We start from the raw sequence: 16,679 nt of genomic DNA on the forward strand, positions 1-16,679 counted from the left end.
CCTGCATAAAGCAAGAGAAAAAAATTAGAAATACGTTCTATACAAACACGAAGTCATAATTAAAAAGGAAAGAGGATGAGAGATCATCCTCTTTCCTTTTGCTGCTCGTTCTTATGAATCATCACTTGATGAGGGAACGGAATTTCGATGCCGTTTTCATCAAGCACTTCTTTCAGCCGTTTCCGGAGCTTTCTTTCAACAGCCCACTGCTCCATGTTTTTCGTTTTGGCGATGATGCGGATGATCACATCAGACGTGCCGAAATTTTGCACGCCTAAAACGTCCGGACCCTCCACAACCTCTTCAGTTTCTTTTGCAAATTGGTCGCAAGCTTCTTGAAGAATGGACATGACCCGATTTAAGTCTTCATTATACGATATGCTGATATCAACGAGGGCTTGCATATTTCCTCTAGAATGATTGGAAAGGCCGACAATCTGCCTGTTTGGAACATAATGCAATGTGCCGTCAAAGCCTCGGATTTGCGTCGTTCGTAAACCGACAGCTTCCACAATGCCTGAATAATTGCCTGTAGTGACATAATCTCCAACATCAAGTTGTTTTTCTAGGAGAAGGAAAAATCCTGTCACAACATCGCTGACGAGCCCTTGAGCTCCAAAGCCGATCGCAAGACCAACAACCCCAGCCCCGGCTAAAAGCGCTGTGACATTGTAGCCAAACACTTGAAAAACGGTAACAATAAAAATGAAAAACAGGGCATAATGAAAGAAATTCAAAACTAATGTTTGCAGCGTTTTAGCCCGCGTGGTGGAAATTTCCTTCCGATTCTCAAGCCCCTCAAACATTTTGTGAATAATTTTATTGCCGATTGATTTGACGATAATATATGCAATGTAAATTCCAATAAGCTTGGCCAAAACTTCTCCTGATTTTAAAGCCAGATCAGCCCAATCAATAGATTCAAAAAAGTTCAAAACCATTTCCCCTTTCTTTTCAAGCCAATCATTTGGTTATTTGACGGGATCGTGTTAAACTGAATGTACAGTTGAAAGTTTAGCATAGAAAAAGGAATTTTCAATGATTGTTACATTTTTTTAATGATAGCGGCGAAAATTGGAAATAGTATTATTGTTCTCTTCACCGCAATGAAAATGTAAAACAAATTATTTAAATTAATTATTACTTAAAATTGACTAAAATTTTGTTGTTATATATAATAGTAATCGGAGGAAGGACATTGAGAAAATACTCAATTCATTCTCATTTGTTTTTGAAGGAAACGATCAAAAAGTTTCCTTTAAAATAAAATTTTAAAATGGAGGGTTACATAATGGCAGAGCGTTTGGTTGGTAAACAAGCTCCACGTTTTGAAATGGATGCCGTTTTGCCAAACAAAGAGTTTGGTAAAGTAAGCTTGGAAGAAATCATGAAACAAGGAAAATGGACAGTTCTTTTCTTTTATCCAATGGACTTCACTTTCGTTTGTCCAACTGAAATCACAGCTATTTCTGACCGTTATGAAGAATTTGAAGATCTTGATGCAGAAGTGATTGGTGTATCAACTGACACAATTCACACACACTTAGCTTGGATTAAAACTCCTCGCGAAGAGAACGGTTTAGGCGATATTAAATATCCGCTTGCAGCAGATACAAATCATCAAGTATCAAGAGACTACGGCGTTTTAATCGAAGAAGAAGGAGTTGCTCTTCGCGGATTGTTCATCATCAATCCAGAAGGCGAACTTCAATATCAAACAGTATTCCATAACAACATTGGCCGCGATGTTGATGAAACATTGCGTGTACTTCAAGCGCTTCAAACTGGCGGACTTTGCCCAGCAAACTGGAAGCCTGGTCAAGAAACGCTTAAAGTATAATGAAGCTTTTCATTCAAAGGGCCTAGCAGTACGTTAGGCCTTTTTTCAAACGATTATTTTTTTGATATTCATTCTTCAAGGAGGAAACGGAAATGAAATTACGTGAGCCAATGCCTGAATTAGTCGGAGCAACAACTTGGCTGAATGGCGAAGTATCGAAAGAGCAATTAATCGGTGAAAAACCAACATTAATCCATTTTTGGTCAATCAGCTGCCATTTGTGTAAAGAAGCAATGCCGAAAGTAAATGAGTTCCGCGATCAATATAAAGATAAACTGAACGTAGTAGCTGTTCATATGCCTCGCTCCGAAAAGGATTTAGATATTGATGATATTAAAAAAGTAGCGGAAGAACACGGGATTACGCAACCGATCTTTGTTGACAACGAACATAAATTAACCGATGCTTTTGAAAATCAATATGTACCTGCATATTATGTTTTTGACAAAAACGGCATTCTTCGCCACTTCCAAGCAGGAGGAAGCGGAATGAAAATGCTGGAAAAACGTGTTAATCGGGTGTTAGCGGAAACAGAAAACGCTGAATGATTCAACCATCTGCAAAACATTGCAGGTGGTTTTTCATTTTAGAAAAATACCTTTCCGGCTTTGAAAGGACTTGTTTTTATTGCTTCGAAGCTTTCAAAAGATAAGCATCTCCATTTACCATTCATCTGACATCCTTTTTCCAGCTCTCAATCCTAAAGAAATGATTCACATTCCAAATCACAACATGCTATAATAAATGATGCTAGTTTGAACAAAAAGGAGCATAGGTGGATGGCAAAACAATCACAAACTTTTTCCATTATGAATCTATTAAAGGTGCTTTTGGCTGTCATCGTTATCCTTTTCCTATTTTATTTGCTTGCATTTAACGACGTCGTCGTGCGTTTTATATCTCTGCTATTAAATGGATGTTTAGTTGTTCTCGCCTTCCTTGTCTATCGGAAAATAGACTATATGATAAAGATGAAAGAAGAACGAAAAGAGCCTATTCAAACCGAAAAGCTGCCTGATGAAACAGAAATGGCGCGAAAAGAACAGCAATTAAATAAACTGGAGCTTGATAAAACGCAATTGTTGGAGGAGCTATTAACAAAAGCCGGTATCGAAGAGGAAGAAAAACAAAAGTACCGAGCCAAAATTAGAGAAAAAGAGGATGAAGCTTCAAAGCTTCAACAAGAGCTAGCATTCATGAAAGGCCGGATTGCCAACTTGATTTTAAAAAGAGATCCTGAGATCGAGCGGATTGTCCTGCTGCTTGATGCGGATTTTATATTAAATCATTCGTTAGTGGAAATTAATCAAAGGTTTCAGGAAATTAGCGGCAGTTTTTCCGAACAATCCATCGAGCATTTGAAAAAGGCTAATTATATTGATCAACATTTGCAATTTACTCGAATTGGTTATCGTGAATTATTAAAGACAGCAAAAAGGATCAATTAACCGTTAGCTTGTATTTTTCTATATTTTATGATTTAATGAAATTAAATGAAAATTTCATAATATTAACATACCACTAGGGGAGCCGAAAGGCTGAGAAAGGCGTGTGCCTTGACCCTTTGAACCTGATCTAGATCATACTAGCGTAGGGAAGTGGTGCAGTAATATCGAAACCTGTCTATGGGTTTTGTATATACTTGCCCGTTCCCTTATATTGGGAACGGGCTTTTTGCATTACAAGGCTGGTTGGCAAACCATTTTTCAAAACAAAATGTTAAGAAAGGGGAGACAACGTGTTACAAACGCTATTTCAGCAAATTGATGAAAGGGAAGAAGAACTTCTGAATCTTCTAAAAACACTCGTATCGTTTGAAACGCCGAGCCCTCCGGCAAGAAATGCAAAAGAGGCTCAAAAGTATGTCGCCTCATATTTGGAAGACATCGGCTTTTCCATTGATCAATGGGATTTATATGAACAAGATCCAGTCGTAGTAGGAACGAAAAAAGGAAAAGATCCAGAAAATTACCACAGTTTAATTATTAACGGGCATATTGATGTCGCTTCAATCGAAGAGGGAGAAGAATGGCTAACGCCTCCTTTTGAGGCAACGGTTAAAGGGGATTACATATATGGACGCGGTGTAGCGGATATGAAAGGGGGAATGGCTGCCAGTCTGTTTGCATTAAAGCTGCTGCAAGAAAACGGCATTGAGCCGGGAGGGGATATCATTTTTCAGTCCGTCGTCGGTGAAGAAGTAGGCGAAGCAGGAACAAAATCGTGCTGCGACCGGGGATATCGAGCTGATTTTGCCATCGTTGTCGATTCAAGCAACTGTGAAATACAAGGGCAGGGCGGGGTGATCACGGGCTGGATTACGATTGAAAGCCCCGAGACATTTCACGATGGCACGAGAAGACAAATGATTCATGCCGGCGGGAAGCTTTTTGGGGCAAGCGCGATTGAAAAAATGATGAAAATTATTGAAGGACTGCGAGAGCTTGAACAGCATTGGGCAGTGATGAAAACGAGCAAAGGCTTTCCGCCTGGTTCTGCCACAATTAATCCAGCAGTGATTGAAGGTGGAAGGCACGCCGCTTTTGTGGCCGATAAATGTTCCCTTTGGATTACCGTTCACTATTACCCGGAAGAGCATTATGTAGAGGTGATCCGGGAAATTGAAGAACATATCCATCATGTTGCAATGGCTGATCCATGGCTTCGGAAATATCCTCCGAAATTTAAATGGGGCGGCACATCGATGATTGAAGATCGAGGAGAAATTTTCCCAGCTTTTTCATATGACGAACATTCACTCGGAGTGAAAACATTACAAAAAGCACATAAACTGGCATTTAATGAGGAAGCAAAGCTGACGATGTCCCCTACTGTGACAGACGGCGGCTGGCTGAGTGAAGCGGGAATTCCCGTCGTTTTATATGGACCGGGCACGCTTGAAGATGCACATTCGGTGAATGAAAAGCTGTCCATCCCCCAATTAAAAACATTTACAAAATCGCTGATCGCGTTTTTATTTGATTGGTATCAGAAAAAACGATGACAATTACAAAAGCTGCGAAAGGGGTAATTCAAATGTTTACAGACCGATTGTATAAAACTGCAAAACCGATTTGGGAAGCGAGTTACCATCATCCGTTTGTTCAAGGAATCGGCAATGGGACGCTGGATATCGACAAATTTCGCTTTTTTATGGAGCAGGATTATCTTTATTTAATCGAATACTGCCGCCTGTTTGCCCTTGGAAGCTTAAAGGCTCACAATCTTCAAACAATGACAGTTTTTGCTGATCTTCTACATTCGACGTTAAAAGTGGAAATGGATTTGCATCGTCAATACGCTGAAAGAATAGGAATAGAGAAGGAAAAATTAGAACAAGTTCAGCCTGCTGCTACAACCGTTGCATATACGAGCTATATGTTAAATGTGTCGCAGCGAGGATCATTGGCAGAACTGGTTGCCGCAGTCCTTCCATGTACATGGAGCTATTATGAAATCGGCACACGCTTACATGAGATTCCTGGTGCCAGTGAACATGAGTTTTACGGCGAGTGGGTAAAAATGTACGCATCAACAGAATTCGGTGAATTGGCAAAATGGCTGAAAGATTTAATGAATGAGCTTGCAGAAGGAAAACGGGAAGAAGAATTGAAATGGCTGGAAGATATTTTTGTCACAACGAGCAAATACGAATATATGTTTTGGGAAATGTCTGAACGAAAAGAAATGTGGCCAATCGAAATCAATTCTTAATATAGGAGAGAATGAACATGAAATTTTCTGAAAAAATTCGAACAAAAGCAGATCCGATATGGCAGGCCAGCTTCGATCATCCATTTGTAAAAGGTATTGCCGATGGGAGTTTGCCGCTTGAATGTTTTCGTTATTACGTTTTGCAAGATTCGTATTATTTAAGCCATTTTGCAAAAGTGCAATCGTATGGAGCGGCAAAAGCAAACGATTTATATACGACATCGCGAATGGCTCAGCATGCACAAGGAACATTTGAAGCGGAATTATCTCTTCATGAAACATTTGCCAAACAGCTGGGAATCACAGAGGAGGAGAAGGCGAATTTTAAGCCGGCCCCAACGGCGTACGCCTATACTTCCCATTTATATCGAGCGGCGATCAACGGTCACTTAGGCGATATTATTGCTGCAATACTTCCGTGCTATTGGCTATATTACGAAATTGGCGAAAAATTAAAAGATGCGAAGCCAAAAGAACCGATTTATCAACAATGGATTGCGGCTTATGGGGGCGATTGGTTTAAGCAGCTTGTCGAAGAACAAATTGACAGGCTGGATGAAATCGCACAACAAACGATAGAAGCCGATCTAAAAAGAATGGAAGAGCATTTTATCATCAGCAGTCAATATGAATTAGCGTTTTGGGAAATGGCTTACCGTTTAGAAAAATGGGAAGTGGAACCAAAAATCAGTCAATAAAGGAGTTTGATCATAATGAAAGGATTAAAACTGACAGACATTCTAGTAACAATTGTTATTTCGATCGTTTTTGGAATTGTTTATAAACTATGGGGACCGCTTTACTATGCGGTCAAGCCGATCGGGCTGCATGTCGACCAGCTCATATACGGTATGTGGTTTATTGCTGCGACGGTCGCCTTTCTTATTATTCGCAAGCCTGGAGTAGCGCTGATAGCGGAAACAGCAGCGGCATCTGCAGAATTTATAACCGGCTCTGAATTCGGCATAGAGGTTCTTCTTTACGGAATCGTCCAAGGACTATTTGCAGAGATCATTTTTGCGATTTTTCGATATAAAAAGTTTAATATCGGTGTTGTCATGCTGGCTGCAGCCGCTTCAGCAGCTGGTTCGCTAATTATGGATCTTTATAAAGGCTATATAGATGACTTAGTATTTTGGAACTTGCTATTATTCATTGGAGCTCGATTGATTGGCTCAATCATTATTGCCGGCGCGTTTGCCTATTATCTAGTGAAATCTTTGGAAGCAACAGGAGTGACTAATTTAGTAAGACCTGCGTCGCATGAAGATTATGACGCACTGAACTAGAGGTGGCAAACATGGATCTAGTATGCGAAGTGAAAAATTTACGATTAAAATATCCTGGAGAGGAATCCTTGCTTTTTAAGGATGTATCCTCTTCTTTCTATAAGGGAGAAAAAGTCTTGCTTCTTGGTCCTTCCGGCTGTGGGAAATCGACGTTTTTGCAGGTGCTAAGCGGTTTAATTCCAAAATCTATTGAAGTGCCGATGAAAGCAGAAAAAATCTTGACTCCGTCATCTTGGGGATATGTGTTTCAAGATCCTGACACGCAATTTTGCATGCCGTATGTAGATGAAGAAATGGCTTTTGTTTTGGAAAATTTGCAAGTGCAAAGAGAACAAATGCATGAAAAAATGCGAGTTTACCTGGAAATGGTCGGCCTTCATTTTGATGATCTTCATATCAGCATTCAATCATTATCAGGCGGCATGAAGCAACGGCTGGCGATCGCCACTGTTTTAGCATTGCATCCAGACGTGTTATTTTTGGACGAGCCGACTGCAATGCTGGATCCGGAAGGGACAAAAGCGGTATGGGACACGATGAAACAAGCAGCTCAAGATAAAACAGTTATCATCGTTGAACATAAAATTGATCATGTTCTTGACTTTGTCGACCGCATACTTTTATTTAATCAAAAAGGACAAATCGTCGCAGACGGTCCGAAAGAACAAATTTTTTCTCGGTATCGGAAAGAAATTCGCGAAGACGGCATTTGGTATCCCGGTGTATGGGAGGATTATCTTCGTGATAAGCAGGGGTATTACAAAAAGACCCCTTTAAAAGAACAGGTCGTGATTGAGCTTGAGCAATTTAAAGGATATCGAAAGAAGGAAGTCAAAATCGATGTACCATATGGAAAGGTTCATGCAGGTGAATGGATTGCGATAGTGGGGAAAAACGGCGCCGGAAAGAGCACTTTGTTACATTCATTGATGCAGTTTATACAAACGACCGGCACTTATTTGCTGTTAGAAAAAGAAGCAAAGAAAATAAAAAAGCTTTCCAACATGCTGTCGTTCGTTTTTCAAAATCCGGAATTTCAATTTGTCACCAATTCAGTTTACGATGAAATTGCTTATTCGTTGAGGATTGAACGGATGAAAGAAGAAGAAATTCGAACAAAAGTAGAAGAAATGCTCGAATTATTTCATTTACAGAAGCACCGCCATCAACACCCTTATCAGCTTTCAATGGGACAAAAAAGAAGATTGAGTGTTGCCGCTTCAATCATTAAAAAACAGCCGATCATGCTTTTAGATGAACCGACTTTTGGGCAAGACTCATCCAATACATTTCAGCTCTTGGAGCTTTTAGAACATTATCGCAAACAAGGGTCTACCATTTTGATGGTGACACATGATGAACAAATAGCAAAGCATATGGCGACAAGAGTTTGGCGGATCGAAGGCGGGAAGCTCGTAGAGGATGAAATTCATTCTTGTGAGGATGAGCAGATGTATGTTCAGATATAGGGGGATCTACAATGGATTTTGACATAAAAGAAACATGGCTGCATAAAATCAACCCGAGCTTAAAGCTATTGTTTCTGATCGTTTTATTTATTAGTGTTCTGTTTATTCACAACATTAATTTTTTAATCAACTACACAGTTTCCGCCTTTCTTTTATTTGCTTTTTTTACCGGTCATCCGATGAAGCGCATACTTTTATTGCTGATTCCATTCGTGCTTATTTTTGTGTCGACTGCTACCTCCATGATTTTTTTTGGAAAAGGTGAGACAACATGGTGGGAATGGGGGCTGATCCATATTACAGAAGAAAGCTTTTATCGCGGTCTTCATTTAGGATTTCGTGCCCTTATCTTCGCTCTGCTTGGGTTAATGTTTTCGTTAACGACAAGACCGGTTTTTTTATTTTATTCGTTAATGCAGCAATTAAAGTTGAAGCCTAAATATGCTTACAGCTTTATGGCAGGCATTCGTTTAATCCCTATTATGATCGAAGAGTTTCAAACAATACGGCAAGCGATGATTGTAAGAGGTGTCGAACAAAGAAAAGGCTTAGCGAATTTTTTTCATAAATTGAAAGCATACTCGATTCCGCTGCTATCGCAAAGCATTCGCAGAGCGCACAGAATTGCTGTAGCGATGGAGGCGAAAAGATTTTCGAATGACACAAAAAGAACGTTTTACTACGAAATCGGGTTTTCCAAATACGATCTTTGCTTTGTCCTTTATTTTATAATCGCTATTTTGTTAAGCTACTATGCAGCTAAGATGCTTCCGTTTTTCCCGGTTACAGATGTAAGGTATATTGAATAAATGGCAGTCGGCTGCAAAATGCTTTTTCATAATCGCTGCATGGTAGATTTAAATGATTGAATAGTCCCGAAAGCATCCAAGTAAAGTGATTGTCCCAACTTACGAAACGATGGACAGTGTCAAACAATTTTTTCTGAAAAGGAACAAGAAGTAAACCATTTTGAAGCAAAAAGTGAATGAGTTTGTTTGATTAAAAAGAGCCTCTAGGGGAAACACCTAGAGGTATTTTTTTGAAAAATCATGTTAACATTTTTTCCGTATTTGTTGTATGAAGGAAAGGGAATCGGTATTTTTGTTATATAAAATTACATAAAGTGTTAAAAAGGGGGACAATAATGAAAAAAATTTTTTTATTTCTAACGATTTTCTCTGTAATTTTCGCAAGTGGATGTGCCATGTCTTCTGCTTTAGAGGAAAAGGAATCAAGCGATGGACAGAATAGCGAACAAAATGAAACGGATGTTGTGAAAGTCGGTATTCTCCATTCATTAAGCGGCACGATGGCGATCAGTGAAGTTTCTTTAAAGGACGCAGAATTAATGGCGATTGAAGAAATTAACAACTCAGGCGGGCTTTTAGGAAAGAAAATTGAACCGGTTATTGAAGACGGCGCATCTGACTGGCCGACTTTTGCTGAGAAAGCAAAGAAATTACTGCAACAGGATAAGGTAGCGACGATTTTTGGCGGCTGGACTTCCGCAAGCAGAAAGGCCATGCTGCCGGTAGTCGAACAAAATAAAGGCTTGCTTTGGTACCCCGTTCAATATGAAGGAATGGAATCTTCTCCGAACATTTTTTATACGGGGGCGACCACCAATCAACAAATTGTGCCTGCTGTCAGCTGGCTGTTAAACAATAAAGGGAAGAAGTTTTTTTTAATTGGCTCGGATTATGTGTTTCCGCGCACGGCAAACAGTATTATTAAAGCACAATTAAAAGCTGAAGGCGGAGAGGTAGTTGTCGAAGAATATACACCTTTAGGACATACTGATTACAGCACGGTCATCAATAAAATGAAAAAAGTGAAACCTGACGTAGTCTTTAATACATTAAATGGAGACAGCAATGTCGCCTTTTTCAAACAATTGAAGGATGCCGGAATCACATCGAAGGATGTTACTGTGATGTCGGTCAGCATTGCTGAAGAAGAAATTCGAGGAATCGGCGGTGAAGTATTAGCCGGCCACTTAGCGGTATGGAATTATTTCCAGACAACGGATATACCAGAAAACAAAGCGTTTGTTGAAAAATATAAAGAAGCTTATGGTGAAGAGCGTGTAACGGATGATCCGATTGAGGCGGCTTACATAGCTGTTCATTTATGGGCAGAAGCAGTAAAAAAAGCGGGATCTTTTGAGGTTGAAAAGGTCAAGGAAGCTGCGAAGGGAATCGAGTACAAAGCTCCGGGCGGCACGGTAAAAATAGAAGGGGAGAATCAGCATCTGTGGAAAACAGTAAGAATCGGCGAAATTCAACCGGACGGCCAATTTAAAGAAATTTGGAATTCTGGTGAGCCGGTGAAGCCGGATCCGTATTTAAAAAGCTATTCTTGGGCGGAAAAATTATCTAAAAATAATGAATAATCTAAATTGATAGGAGTGAACAGCTTGTCAATTTTCATCAGTCAACTGTTTAACGGGCTGAGCCTTGGATCGATCATGTTATTGATCGCCCTTGGCTTAGCTATAACGTTTGGCTTAATGAATGTCATCAACATGGCCCACGGTGAATTAATTATGGTCGGTGCGTATGCAACCTATGTAATGCAGCTCATTTTTTCTAAATATTTGCCGGAAAACTTGTTTAATTATTACTACTTTATTGCTATACCGATTTCATTTCTCGTTGCTTCGTTTATCGGTTATCTGCTTGAAAAAGGAATCATTCGTTTTCTATATAATCGACCAACAGACAGTCTTTTGGCCACTTGGGGAATTAGTTTGATTTTGCAGCAGATTGCCAGATCCATATTTGGCGCTCCGAATGTTGCGGTTGTTGCACCTGCTTGGATGGATGGAGGCTGGCAAATATTTGGCATTACATTGCCTTATAAAAGGTTGTTGATTTTATCTCTGTCAATCGTTTGTATCGCTTTGCTTTATTATTATTTAAACAAAACGTCTACCGGTTTGAGAATAAGAGCGGTCACGATGAATAGAAATATGGCCTCTTGTTTAGGAATTTTTACAAGAAAAATAGATTCTCTAGGCTTTGCTCTCGGAGCTGGATTAGCCGGAATCGCTGGCTGTAGCTTAACTTTATTAGGACCGATCGGCCCTACAATTGGAACGTACTATATTGTCGATGCGTTTATGGTTGTCATTTTAGGAGGAATTGGCGGATTGAAAGGGACGATTATCGGCGCATTTGGCATTGGAATGCTTAGCACTGTTGTTGAATATTCCTTCGGCGCCACGATGGCAAAAGTCATTGTATTTGCAGTGATCATTTTATTTTTGCAGTGGAAACCGTTAGGTATTTTCTCTTATCGCACAAGGGCATTGGATTAGGAGGACGGATTATGCGCAGAAAACAAATGATTTATCTGTTATTTTTCCTGATTTTACTTCTGGCCCCGTTTTATTTAACCGAATTCCGCTTAGCGTTGCTCGGAAAATTTCTTTGCTATGCGATCATTGCAGTAGGAATCTGTCTTATTTGGGGGTACACCGGGATATTAAGCTTAGGTCACGGCGTGTATTTTGGGATTGGAGCTTATTGCATGGCGATGTATTTAAAATTGGAGGCTTCAAAAGGAGCGTTGCCGGATTTTATGGAATGGAACGGAGTGCAGGAGCTTCCGTGGTTTTGGAAGCCCTTCTTTAATCCTTTCTTTTCCATAATGGCAGCAATTTTCATACCAGCTATGCTGGCAGCGGTTTTGGGCATGCTTACGTTTAAAAACCGGATCAAAGGCGTCTATTTTTCTCTTTTGTCACAGGCAGTCGTTGTTGTCGTCGTCACACTTTTAATTGCCAAACAGGATTTGACAGGCGGTACAAACGGATTAACCAATTTTAGCACCGTTTTTGGGTTTTCTTTATCCTCACCAATAGTACAAATTGTTTTATATGCTATTACCGTTTTCGCTTTGTTTGCCATTTTTATGTTATCTGTTTGGATTACCAAAAGCAGACTTGGCCATGTATTAATTGCCATTCGGGACGGCGAAAACCGCCTTCGGTTTTTAGGATTTGATCCGGCTGTTTTTAAAGTGTTTATTTACAGTTTATCGGCTTCGTTTGCCGGAATAGCTGGCGCGTTGTTTGTTTTGCAGGTCGGTCTCATTTCTCCTTCGATGATGGATATTATCCCTTCAATTGAAATGGTTTTATGGGTAGCCATCGGCGGCCGTCATTCGTTATTCGGCGCCATAATCGGAGCGATTTTAACAAACGGAGCCAAAAGCTTTTTCAGTGAAACATATCCGGATGTTTGGCTTTTCTGCTTAGGCATTCTATTCATTTTGATCGTTGTTTTTTTCCCGAAAGGAATTGCCGGGTTGTTCGAAGCTTTTCCAAAGCGTATTGCGAAATTTTTTGAAAAAGGTGTGAAAAAAGGTGAATCCGATTCTGTCGTGTCATGATATTATTGTTGATTTTGACGGCTTTAAAGCGCTTCAAGGTGTCAATTTAGATGTTCATCACGGAGAAATTCGTTTTTTAATTGGTCCGAATGGTGCGGGCAAAACGACTCTTCTTGATGTCATCTGCGGCAAAACAAAAGCAGCAGATGGAAAAGTGATGTTTCAAGGAGTAGATTTGACAAAGCGGAGAGAGCACGAAATCGTTCGGCATGGAATCGCTAGAAAATTTCAAAATCCGTCCGTTTTTACTGAATTAACCGTATTTGAAAACATGGAGTTATCGATCAAACAAAATAGAAATCTTTTTTCCGTTATGAAGGCGAAATTAACCGCGGATGAAAAAGACGAAATTACGGCAATGCTTGAGAGAACCGATCTTTTAGATCGAGCTTATGACCCAGCAGGCTTGCTGTCCCACGGCCAGAAACAATGGCTTGAAATCGGCATGCAGCTGCTGCAAAAACCGGAAGTTTTACTTCTTGATGAACCGATTGCCGGCATGACTGGGGCGGAAAGGGAAAAAACCGGCTTGTTTATTCAAGAAATAGCTGAGAAATGCGCAGTGCTGATTGTTGAACATGATATGGATTTTGTTCGGAATTTTGCTGAACAGGTAACAGTTATGCATGAAGGGAAAATTTTGTGTGAAGGTTCCATGGAGGAAGTGCAGCAAAATGAGCTTGTTGCAGAGGTTTATTTAGGAAGGGAGGCAAAGGTGTGCTAAAAATATCTAGTTTGAAAGCAGGATATGATGAAACGATGGTGTTGAATAATGTTCATCTTGAAGTTGAAAAAGGAAAGGTCGTTTCCATTCTGGGAAGAAACGGGGCGGGAAAAACAACATTGATCAAAACGATTGTTGGATTGTTAAAGCCGATGGACGGGACTATTTATTGGAATGATCAGGAAATTACACATGAGCTTCCGGAAAGGAGGGCAAAAAAAGGAATCGGATATGTTCCCCAAGGCAGGGAGATTTTCTCTTCGCTGACTGTGGAAGAAAATCTCATTTTAGGCTTTGAAGCTGTTTCGAAAAAGATAGAAAAAACGCTTGTTTTAGAGGAAATTTTCGAGCTTTTTCCTGTTTTAAAGGAAATGTTGAAGAGAAAAGGAGGAGATTTAAGCGGCGGGCAGCAGCAGCAATTGGCCATTGCGAGGGCTCTTGCCGGGCAGCCCGAGCTATTATTGCTGGACGAACCGATGGAAGGGATTCAACCATCTATAGTAGAGCAAATACAGGAGGTCATTGTAAAAATTGCGTCCAAAAAAGGAATTGGCGTCGTTTTAGTTGAGCACAGCATAGATTCAGCATTTGCCTGTTCTGATGAATACTATATTTTGGACAAAAGAACTGTTGTATCAAAGGGTGTAGTAAAAAACACAAATATTGAAGACATTCAACAATATTTAGTAGTTTAATTTAAAACTTCCTCCTCCCCCTAGAAAAATTTTTTTAAATTTTCCATGTTAAAAAATATAACATAACACTTGGTGTTTCACATAGTGTGAATTATATTTGTAATAAAAAATAACATAAAAACACCTTTTATCTTCAACCCATTGAGGGAAATGGAATGTAAGAAAATCGTGTTATTTTTGATTGTCTGTTAGAAAGGAAGGGTGTTATGAAGCTGACAGCCCGAGAGCAGGAAAAATTGATGGTCGTTGTTGCTGCAGATTTAGCGCGCAGAAGGCAGAGAAAAGGCTTGAAGCTGAACTATGCGGAAGCAGTGGCCATCATCACATATGAGATTATGGAGGGCGCAAGGGAAGGACGGACGGTTTCGGAGTTGATGCAATATGGCACAAAAATTTTAACTAGAGATGATGTGATGGAAGGCGTTCCGGAAATGATCGAAAATATCCAGGTGGAGGCAACATTTCCAGACGGAACGAAGCTTGTAACCGTCCATGATCCGATCCGGTAAAAGAGGTGAAAAAATGATTCCAGGGGAATATCGATTAAAATCAGCTCCGATTGTTTGCAATAAAGGGAAAGAGGCGATCAGGCTCAATGTTGTCAATAGAGGGGACCGTCCAGTACAAGTCGGTTCGCATTTTCATTTTTTTGAAGTAAACAGGGCGCTCGAATTTGACCGGCAGCTGGCGTTCGGCAGGCATTTAAACATTCCGTCCGGAACGGCGGTAAGGTTTGAGCCGGGCGATGCGAAAATCGTAGAGCTCGTTGAATTTTCGGGAAAAAAAGAAGTGTACGGTTTAAATAATTTGACGAACGGACCGTTGACAAAGGAGGCGGACAAATGAGTTTTCAAATGCCGCGCAAACAATATGCCGATATGTTCGGCCCGACAACTGGAGACAGCATTAGATTGGCTGATACGGAACTCTTCATTCAAATCGAAAAAGATTTTACCGTATACGGAGATGAAGTAAAATTCGGCGGTGGGAAAGTGATTCGCGACGGAATGGGACAGCATCCATTTGCCGAAAGGAAAGACGTGATGGATCTTGTTCTCACAAACGCCATTATTATTGATTATACAGGTATTTATAAAGCGGATATCGGCATAAAGGATGGGAAAATTGCCGCGATCGGAAAGGCGGGAAATCCATTATTAATGGATGGCGTCACAATGGTAATCGGAGCTTCAACCGAAATCGTTGCGGCAGAAGGAATGATTGTTACGGCAGGCGGAATCGATACCCATATTCATTTTATATGCCCTCAGCAAATTGAAACAGCTTTGACATCTGGAATTACAACAATGATAGGAGGAGGAACGGGGCCTGCAACAGGGACAAATGCAACGACTTGTACACCGGGTGAATGGAATATTTATAGAATGCTGGAGTCAGTTGAACATTTTCCTATGAATTTCGGCTTTTTAGGGAAAGGAAATTCATCCGGAAAAAAAGCGTTAGAGGAGCAAATCAAAGCAGGTGCAGTTGGTTTAAAACTGCATGAGGACTGGGGTTCAACACCGGCGGCGATCGATCAGTGTTTATCCGTAGCTGACGAGTATGATGTGCAAGTTGCCATCCATACAGATACGTTAAATGAAGCCGGTTTTGTAGAAGACACCATTGCAGCGATTAAAGACCGGGTCATTCATACATACCATACGGAAGGCGCAGGCGGGGGACACGCTCCGGATATTATGAAAATGGCCAGCCTGCCAAACGTTTTGCCTTCTTCGACAAATCCGACAAGACCGTTTACAGTCAACACGCTCGAGGAACATTTAGATATGCTGATGGTTTGCCATCATTTGGATCCGGCTATTCCTGAAGATATCGCCTTCGCAGATTCCCGCATTCGCAAAGAAACGATTGCGGCGGAAGATATTCTTCATGACCTTGGCGTATTCAGCATGATCAGTTCCGACTCGCAAGCGATGGGAAGGGTCGGCGAAGTGATTACGCGGACATGGCAAACCGCAGATAAAATGAAAAAGCAGCGGGGCTCCTTAAAGGGAGACGGCCAAGATCATGACAATTTCAGAGTGAAAAGATATGTGGCAAAATATACGATCAATCCTGCGATTGCCCACGGAATATCTGAATATGTCGGCTCTGTAGAAGTCGGCAAATTGGCGGATTTAGTTGTTTGGAATCCGGCCTTTTTTGGGGTGAAGCCGGAAATGATCATCAAGGGCGGAATGATTGCCTATAGTTTGATGGGAGACCCAAATGCATCCATTCCAACTCCGCAGCCTGTTTATTACCGTCCGATGTTCGGATCATTTGGCAAAGCTGTCTCACAAACATCGATCACATTTTTGTCAAAAGCAGCAATAAAAGCCGGCATTCCCGAAAAGTTAAAGTTGCAAAAAATCGTGAAACCCGTCAAAGGAGTTCGTACATTGACGAAAAAGGACATGGTTTTTAATGGTGAAACTCCTTCTATCGAAGTCGATCCACAAACGTATGAGGTAAAGGTAGACGGTGAATTGATCAATTGTGAGCCGGTTGAAGTTGTTCCGATGGCGCAAAGATATTTTCTGTTTTGAG

Annotated in this window: 18 protein-coding genes and 1 riboswitch; of the genes, 17 read left to right on the forward strand and 1 reads right to left on the reverse strand. The window is 40.6% G+C overall.

Going from position 1 to position 16,679, the window contains the following annotated elements:
- Positions 1–83 precede the first annotated feature (83 nt).
- The gene (locus tag NSQ84_RS06900; protein WP_066248002.1) at positions 84–941 is read right to left on the reverse strand and encodes a mechanosensitive ion channel family protein; all 858 of its coding nucleotides are present in this window, start codon (positions 939–941) and stop codon (positions 84–86) included.
- 350 nt (positions 942–1,291) lie between these two features.
- Between NSQ84_RS06900 and NSQ84_RS06905 the strand changes: the two genes are divergently transcribed.
- The 17 genes from NSQ84_RS06905 (at position 1,292) to ureC (ending at position 16,678) form a co-directional block, all read left to right on the forward strand.
- On the forward strand, positions 1,292–1,840 hold the full coding sequence (locus tag NSQ84_RS06905; protein WP_063386848.1) for a peroxiredoxin: 549 nt from the start codon (positions 1,292–1,294) through the stop codon (positions 1,838–1,840).
- A gap of 92 nt (positions 1,841–1,932) precedes the next feature.
- Positions 1,933–2,388: a TlpA disulfide reductase family protein gene (locus NSQ84_RS06910; RefSeq protein WP_144598344.1), complete on the forward strand. Its 456-nt coding sequence runs from the start codon at positions 1,933–1,935 to the stop codon at positions 2,386–2,388.
- A gap of 231 nt (positions 2,389–2,619) precedes the next feature.
- A complete protein-coding gene (locus NSQ84_RS06915) occupies positions 2,620–3,288 on the forward strand; it encodes a hypothetical protein (RefSeq protein ID WP_063386850.1) in 669 nt (222 codons plus the stop codon).
- Between the two features lie 65 nt (positions 3,289–3,353).
- A riboswitch (TPP riboswitch) is annotated at positions 3,354–3,454 on the forward strand.
- Positions 3,455–3,578: 124 nt separating this feature from the next.
- Positions 3,579–4,844: an acetylornithine deacetylase gene (locus NSQ84_RS06920; protein ID WP_311067163.1), complete on the forward strand. Its 1,266-nt coding sequence runs from the start codon at positions 3,579–3,581 to the stop codon at positions 4,842–4,844.
- Between the two features lie 32 nt (positions 4,845–4,876).
- Positions 4,877–5,554, forward strand: coding sequence for a thiaminase II (tenA, locus tag NSQ84_RS06925; RefSeq protein WP_063386916.1), 678 nt, complete (start codon positions 4,877–4,879; stop codon positions 5,552–5,554).
- 17 nt (positions 5,555–5,571) lie between these two features.
- A complete protein-coding gene (gene tenA / locus NSQ84_RS06930) occupies positions 5,572–6,252 on the forward strand; it encodes a thiaminase II (RefSeq protein ID WP_144598343.1) in 681 nt (226 codons plus the stop codon).
- Between the two features lie 15 nt (positions 6,253–6,267).
- Positions 6,268–6,843 (forward strand): ECF transporter S component, encoded by a 576-nt coding sequence (locus NSQ84_RS06935; RefSeq protein WP_063386853.1) that lies wholly within the window; start codon positions 6,268–6,270, stop codon positions 6,841–6,843.
- A gap of 11 nt (positions 6,844–6,854) precedes the next feature.
- Positions 6,855–8,312 carry an ATP-binding cassette domain-containing protein gene (locus tag NSQ84_RS06940; RefSeq protein ID WP_311067164.1) on the forward strand — a complete coding sequence of 486 codons (1,458 nt, stop codon included), beginning with the start codon at positions 6,855–6,857 and terminating at the stop codon, positions 8,310–8,312.
- Positions 8,313–8,323: 11 nt separating this feature from the next.
- The gene (locus NSQ84_RS06945) at positions 8,324–9,121 is read left to right on the forward strand and encodes an energy-coupling factor transporter transmembrane component T (protein WP_063386855.1); all 798 of its coding nucleotides are present in this window, start codon (positions 8,324–8,326) and stop codon (positions 9,119–9,121) included.
- Positions 9,122–9,456: 335 nt separating this feature from the next.
- On the forward strand, positions 9,457–10,704 hold the full coding sequence (gene urtA, locus NSQ84_RS06950) for an urea ABC transporter substrate-binding protein (RefSeq protein WP_311067165.1): 1,248 nt from the start codon (positions 9,457–9,459) through the stop codon (positions 10,702–10,704).
- A 24-nt stretch (positions 10,705–10,728) separates the two neighbouring features.
- On the forward strand, positions 10,729–11,631 hold the full coding sequence (urtB, locus tag NSQ84_RS06955; RefSeq protein ID WP_094245564.1) for an urea ABC transporter permease subunit UrtB: 903 nt from the start codon (positions 10,729–10,731) through the stop codon (positions 11,629–11,631).
- Between the two features lie 11 nt (positions 11,632–11,642).
- Positions 11,643–12,707, forward strand: a complete 1,065-nt coding sequence (gene urtC, locus NSQ84_RS06960; protein WP_311067166.1) for an urea ABC transporter permease subunit UrtC — start codon at positions 11,643–11,645, stop codon at positions 12,705–12,707.
- Positions 12,682–13,431 carry an urea ABC transporter ATP-binding protein UrtD gene (urtD, locus tag NSQ84_RS06965; protein ID WP_063386859.1) on the forward strand — a complete coding sequence of 250 codons (750 nt, stop codon included), beginning with the start codon at positions 12,682–12,684 and terminating at the stop codon, positions 13,429–13,431. The genes urtC and urtD overlap by 26 nt, the downstream gene beginning before the upstream one ends.
- The gene (gene urtE, locus NSQ84_RS06970) at positions 13,425–14,126 is read left to right on the forward strand and encodes an urea ABC transporter ATP-binding subunit UrtE (RefSeq protein WP_094245567.1); all 702 of its coding nucleotides are present in this window, start codon (positions 13,425–13,427) and stop codon (positions 14,124–14,126) included. Before urtD ends, urtE begins: the two co-directional genes overlap by 7 nt.
- A 206-nt stretch (positions 14,127–14,332) precedes the next feature.
- Positions 14,333–14,635 carry an urease subunit gamma gene (locus NSQ84_RS06975; protein ID WP_063386861.1) on the forward strand — a complete coding sequence of 101 codons (303 nt, stop codon included), beginning with the start codon at positions 14,333–14,335 and terminating at the stop codon, positions 14,633–14,635.
- A gap of 13 nt (positions 14,636–14,648) precedes the next feature.
- The gene (locus NSQ84_RS06980; RefSeq protein ID WP_311067167.1) at positions 14,649–14,972 is read left to right on the forward strand and encodes an urease subunit beta; all 324 of its coding nucleotides are present in this window, start codon (positions 14,649–14,651) and stop codon (positions 14,970–14,972) included.
- Entirely contained in the window at positions 14,969–16,678 is a 1,710-nt protein-coding gene (gene ureC / locus NSQ84_RS06985) for an urease subunit alpha (RefSeq protein ID WP_066248737.1), read from the forward strand. Before NSQ84_RS06980 ends, ureC begins: the two co-directional genes overlap by 4 nt.
- Position 16,679: the final 1 nt, after the last annotated feature.

Origin of the sequence: Aeribacillus sp. FSL K6-3256 (assembly GCF_037965805.1) — a bacterium.
GTDB classification, from domain to species: Bacteria; Bacillota; Bacilli; order Bacillales; family Aeribacillaceae; genus Aeribacillus; species Aeribacillus composti.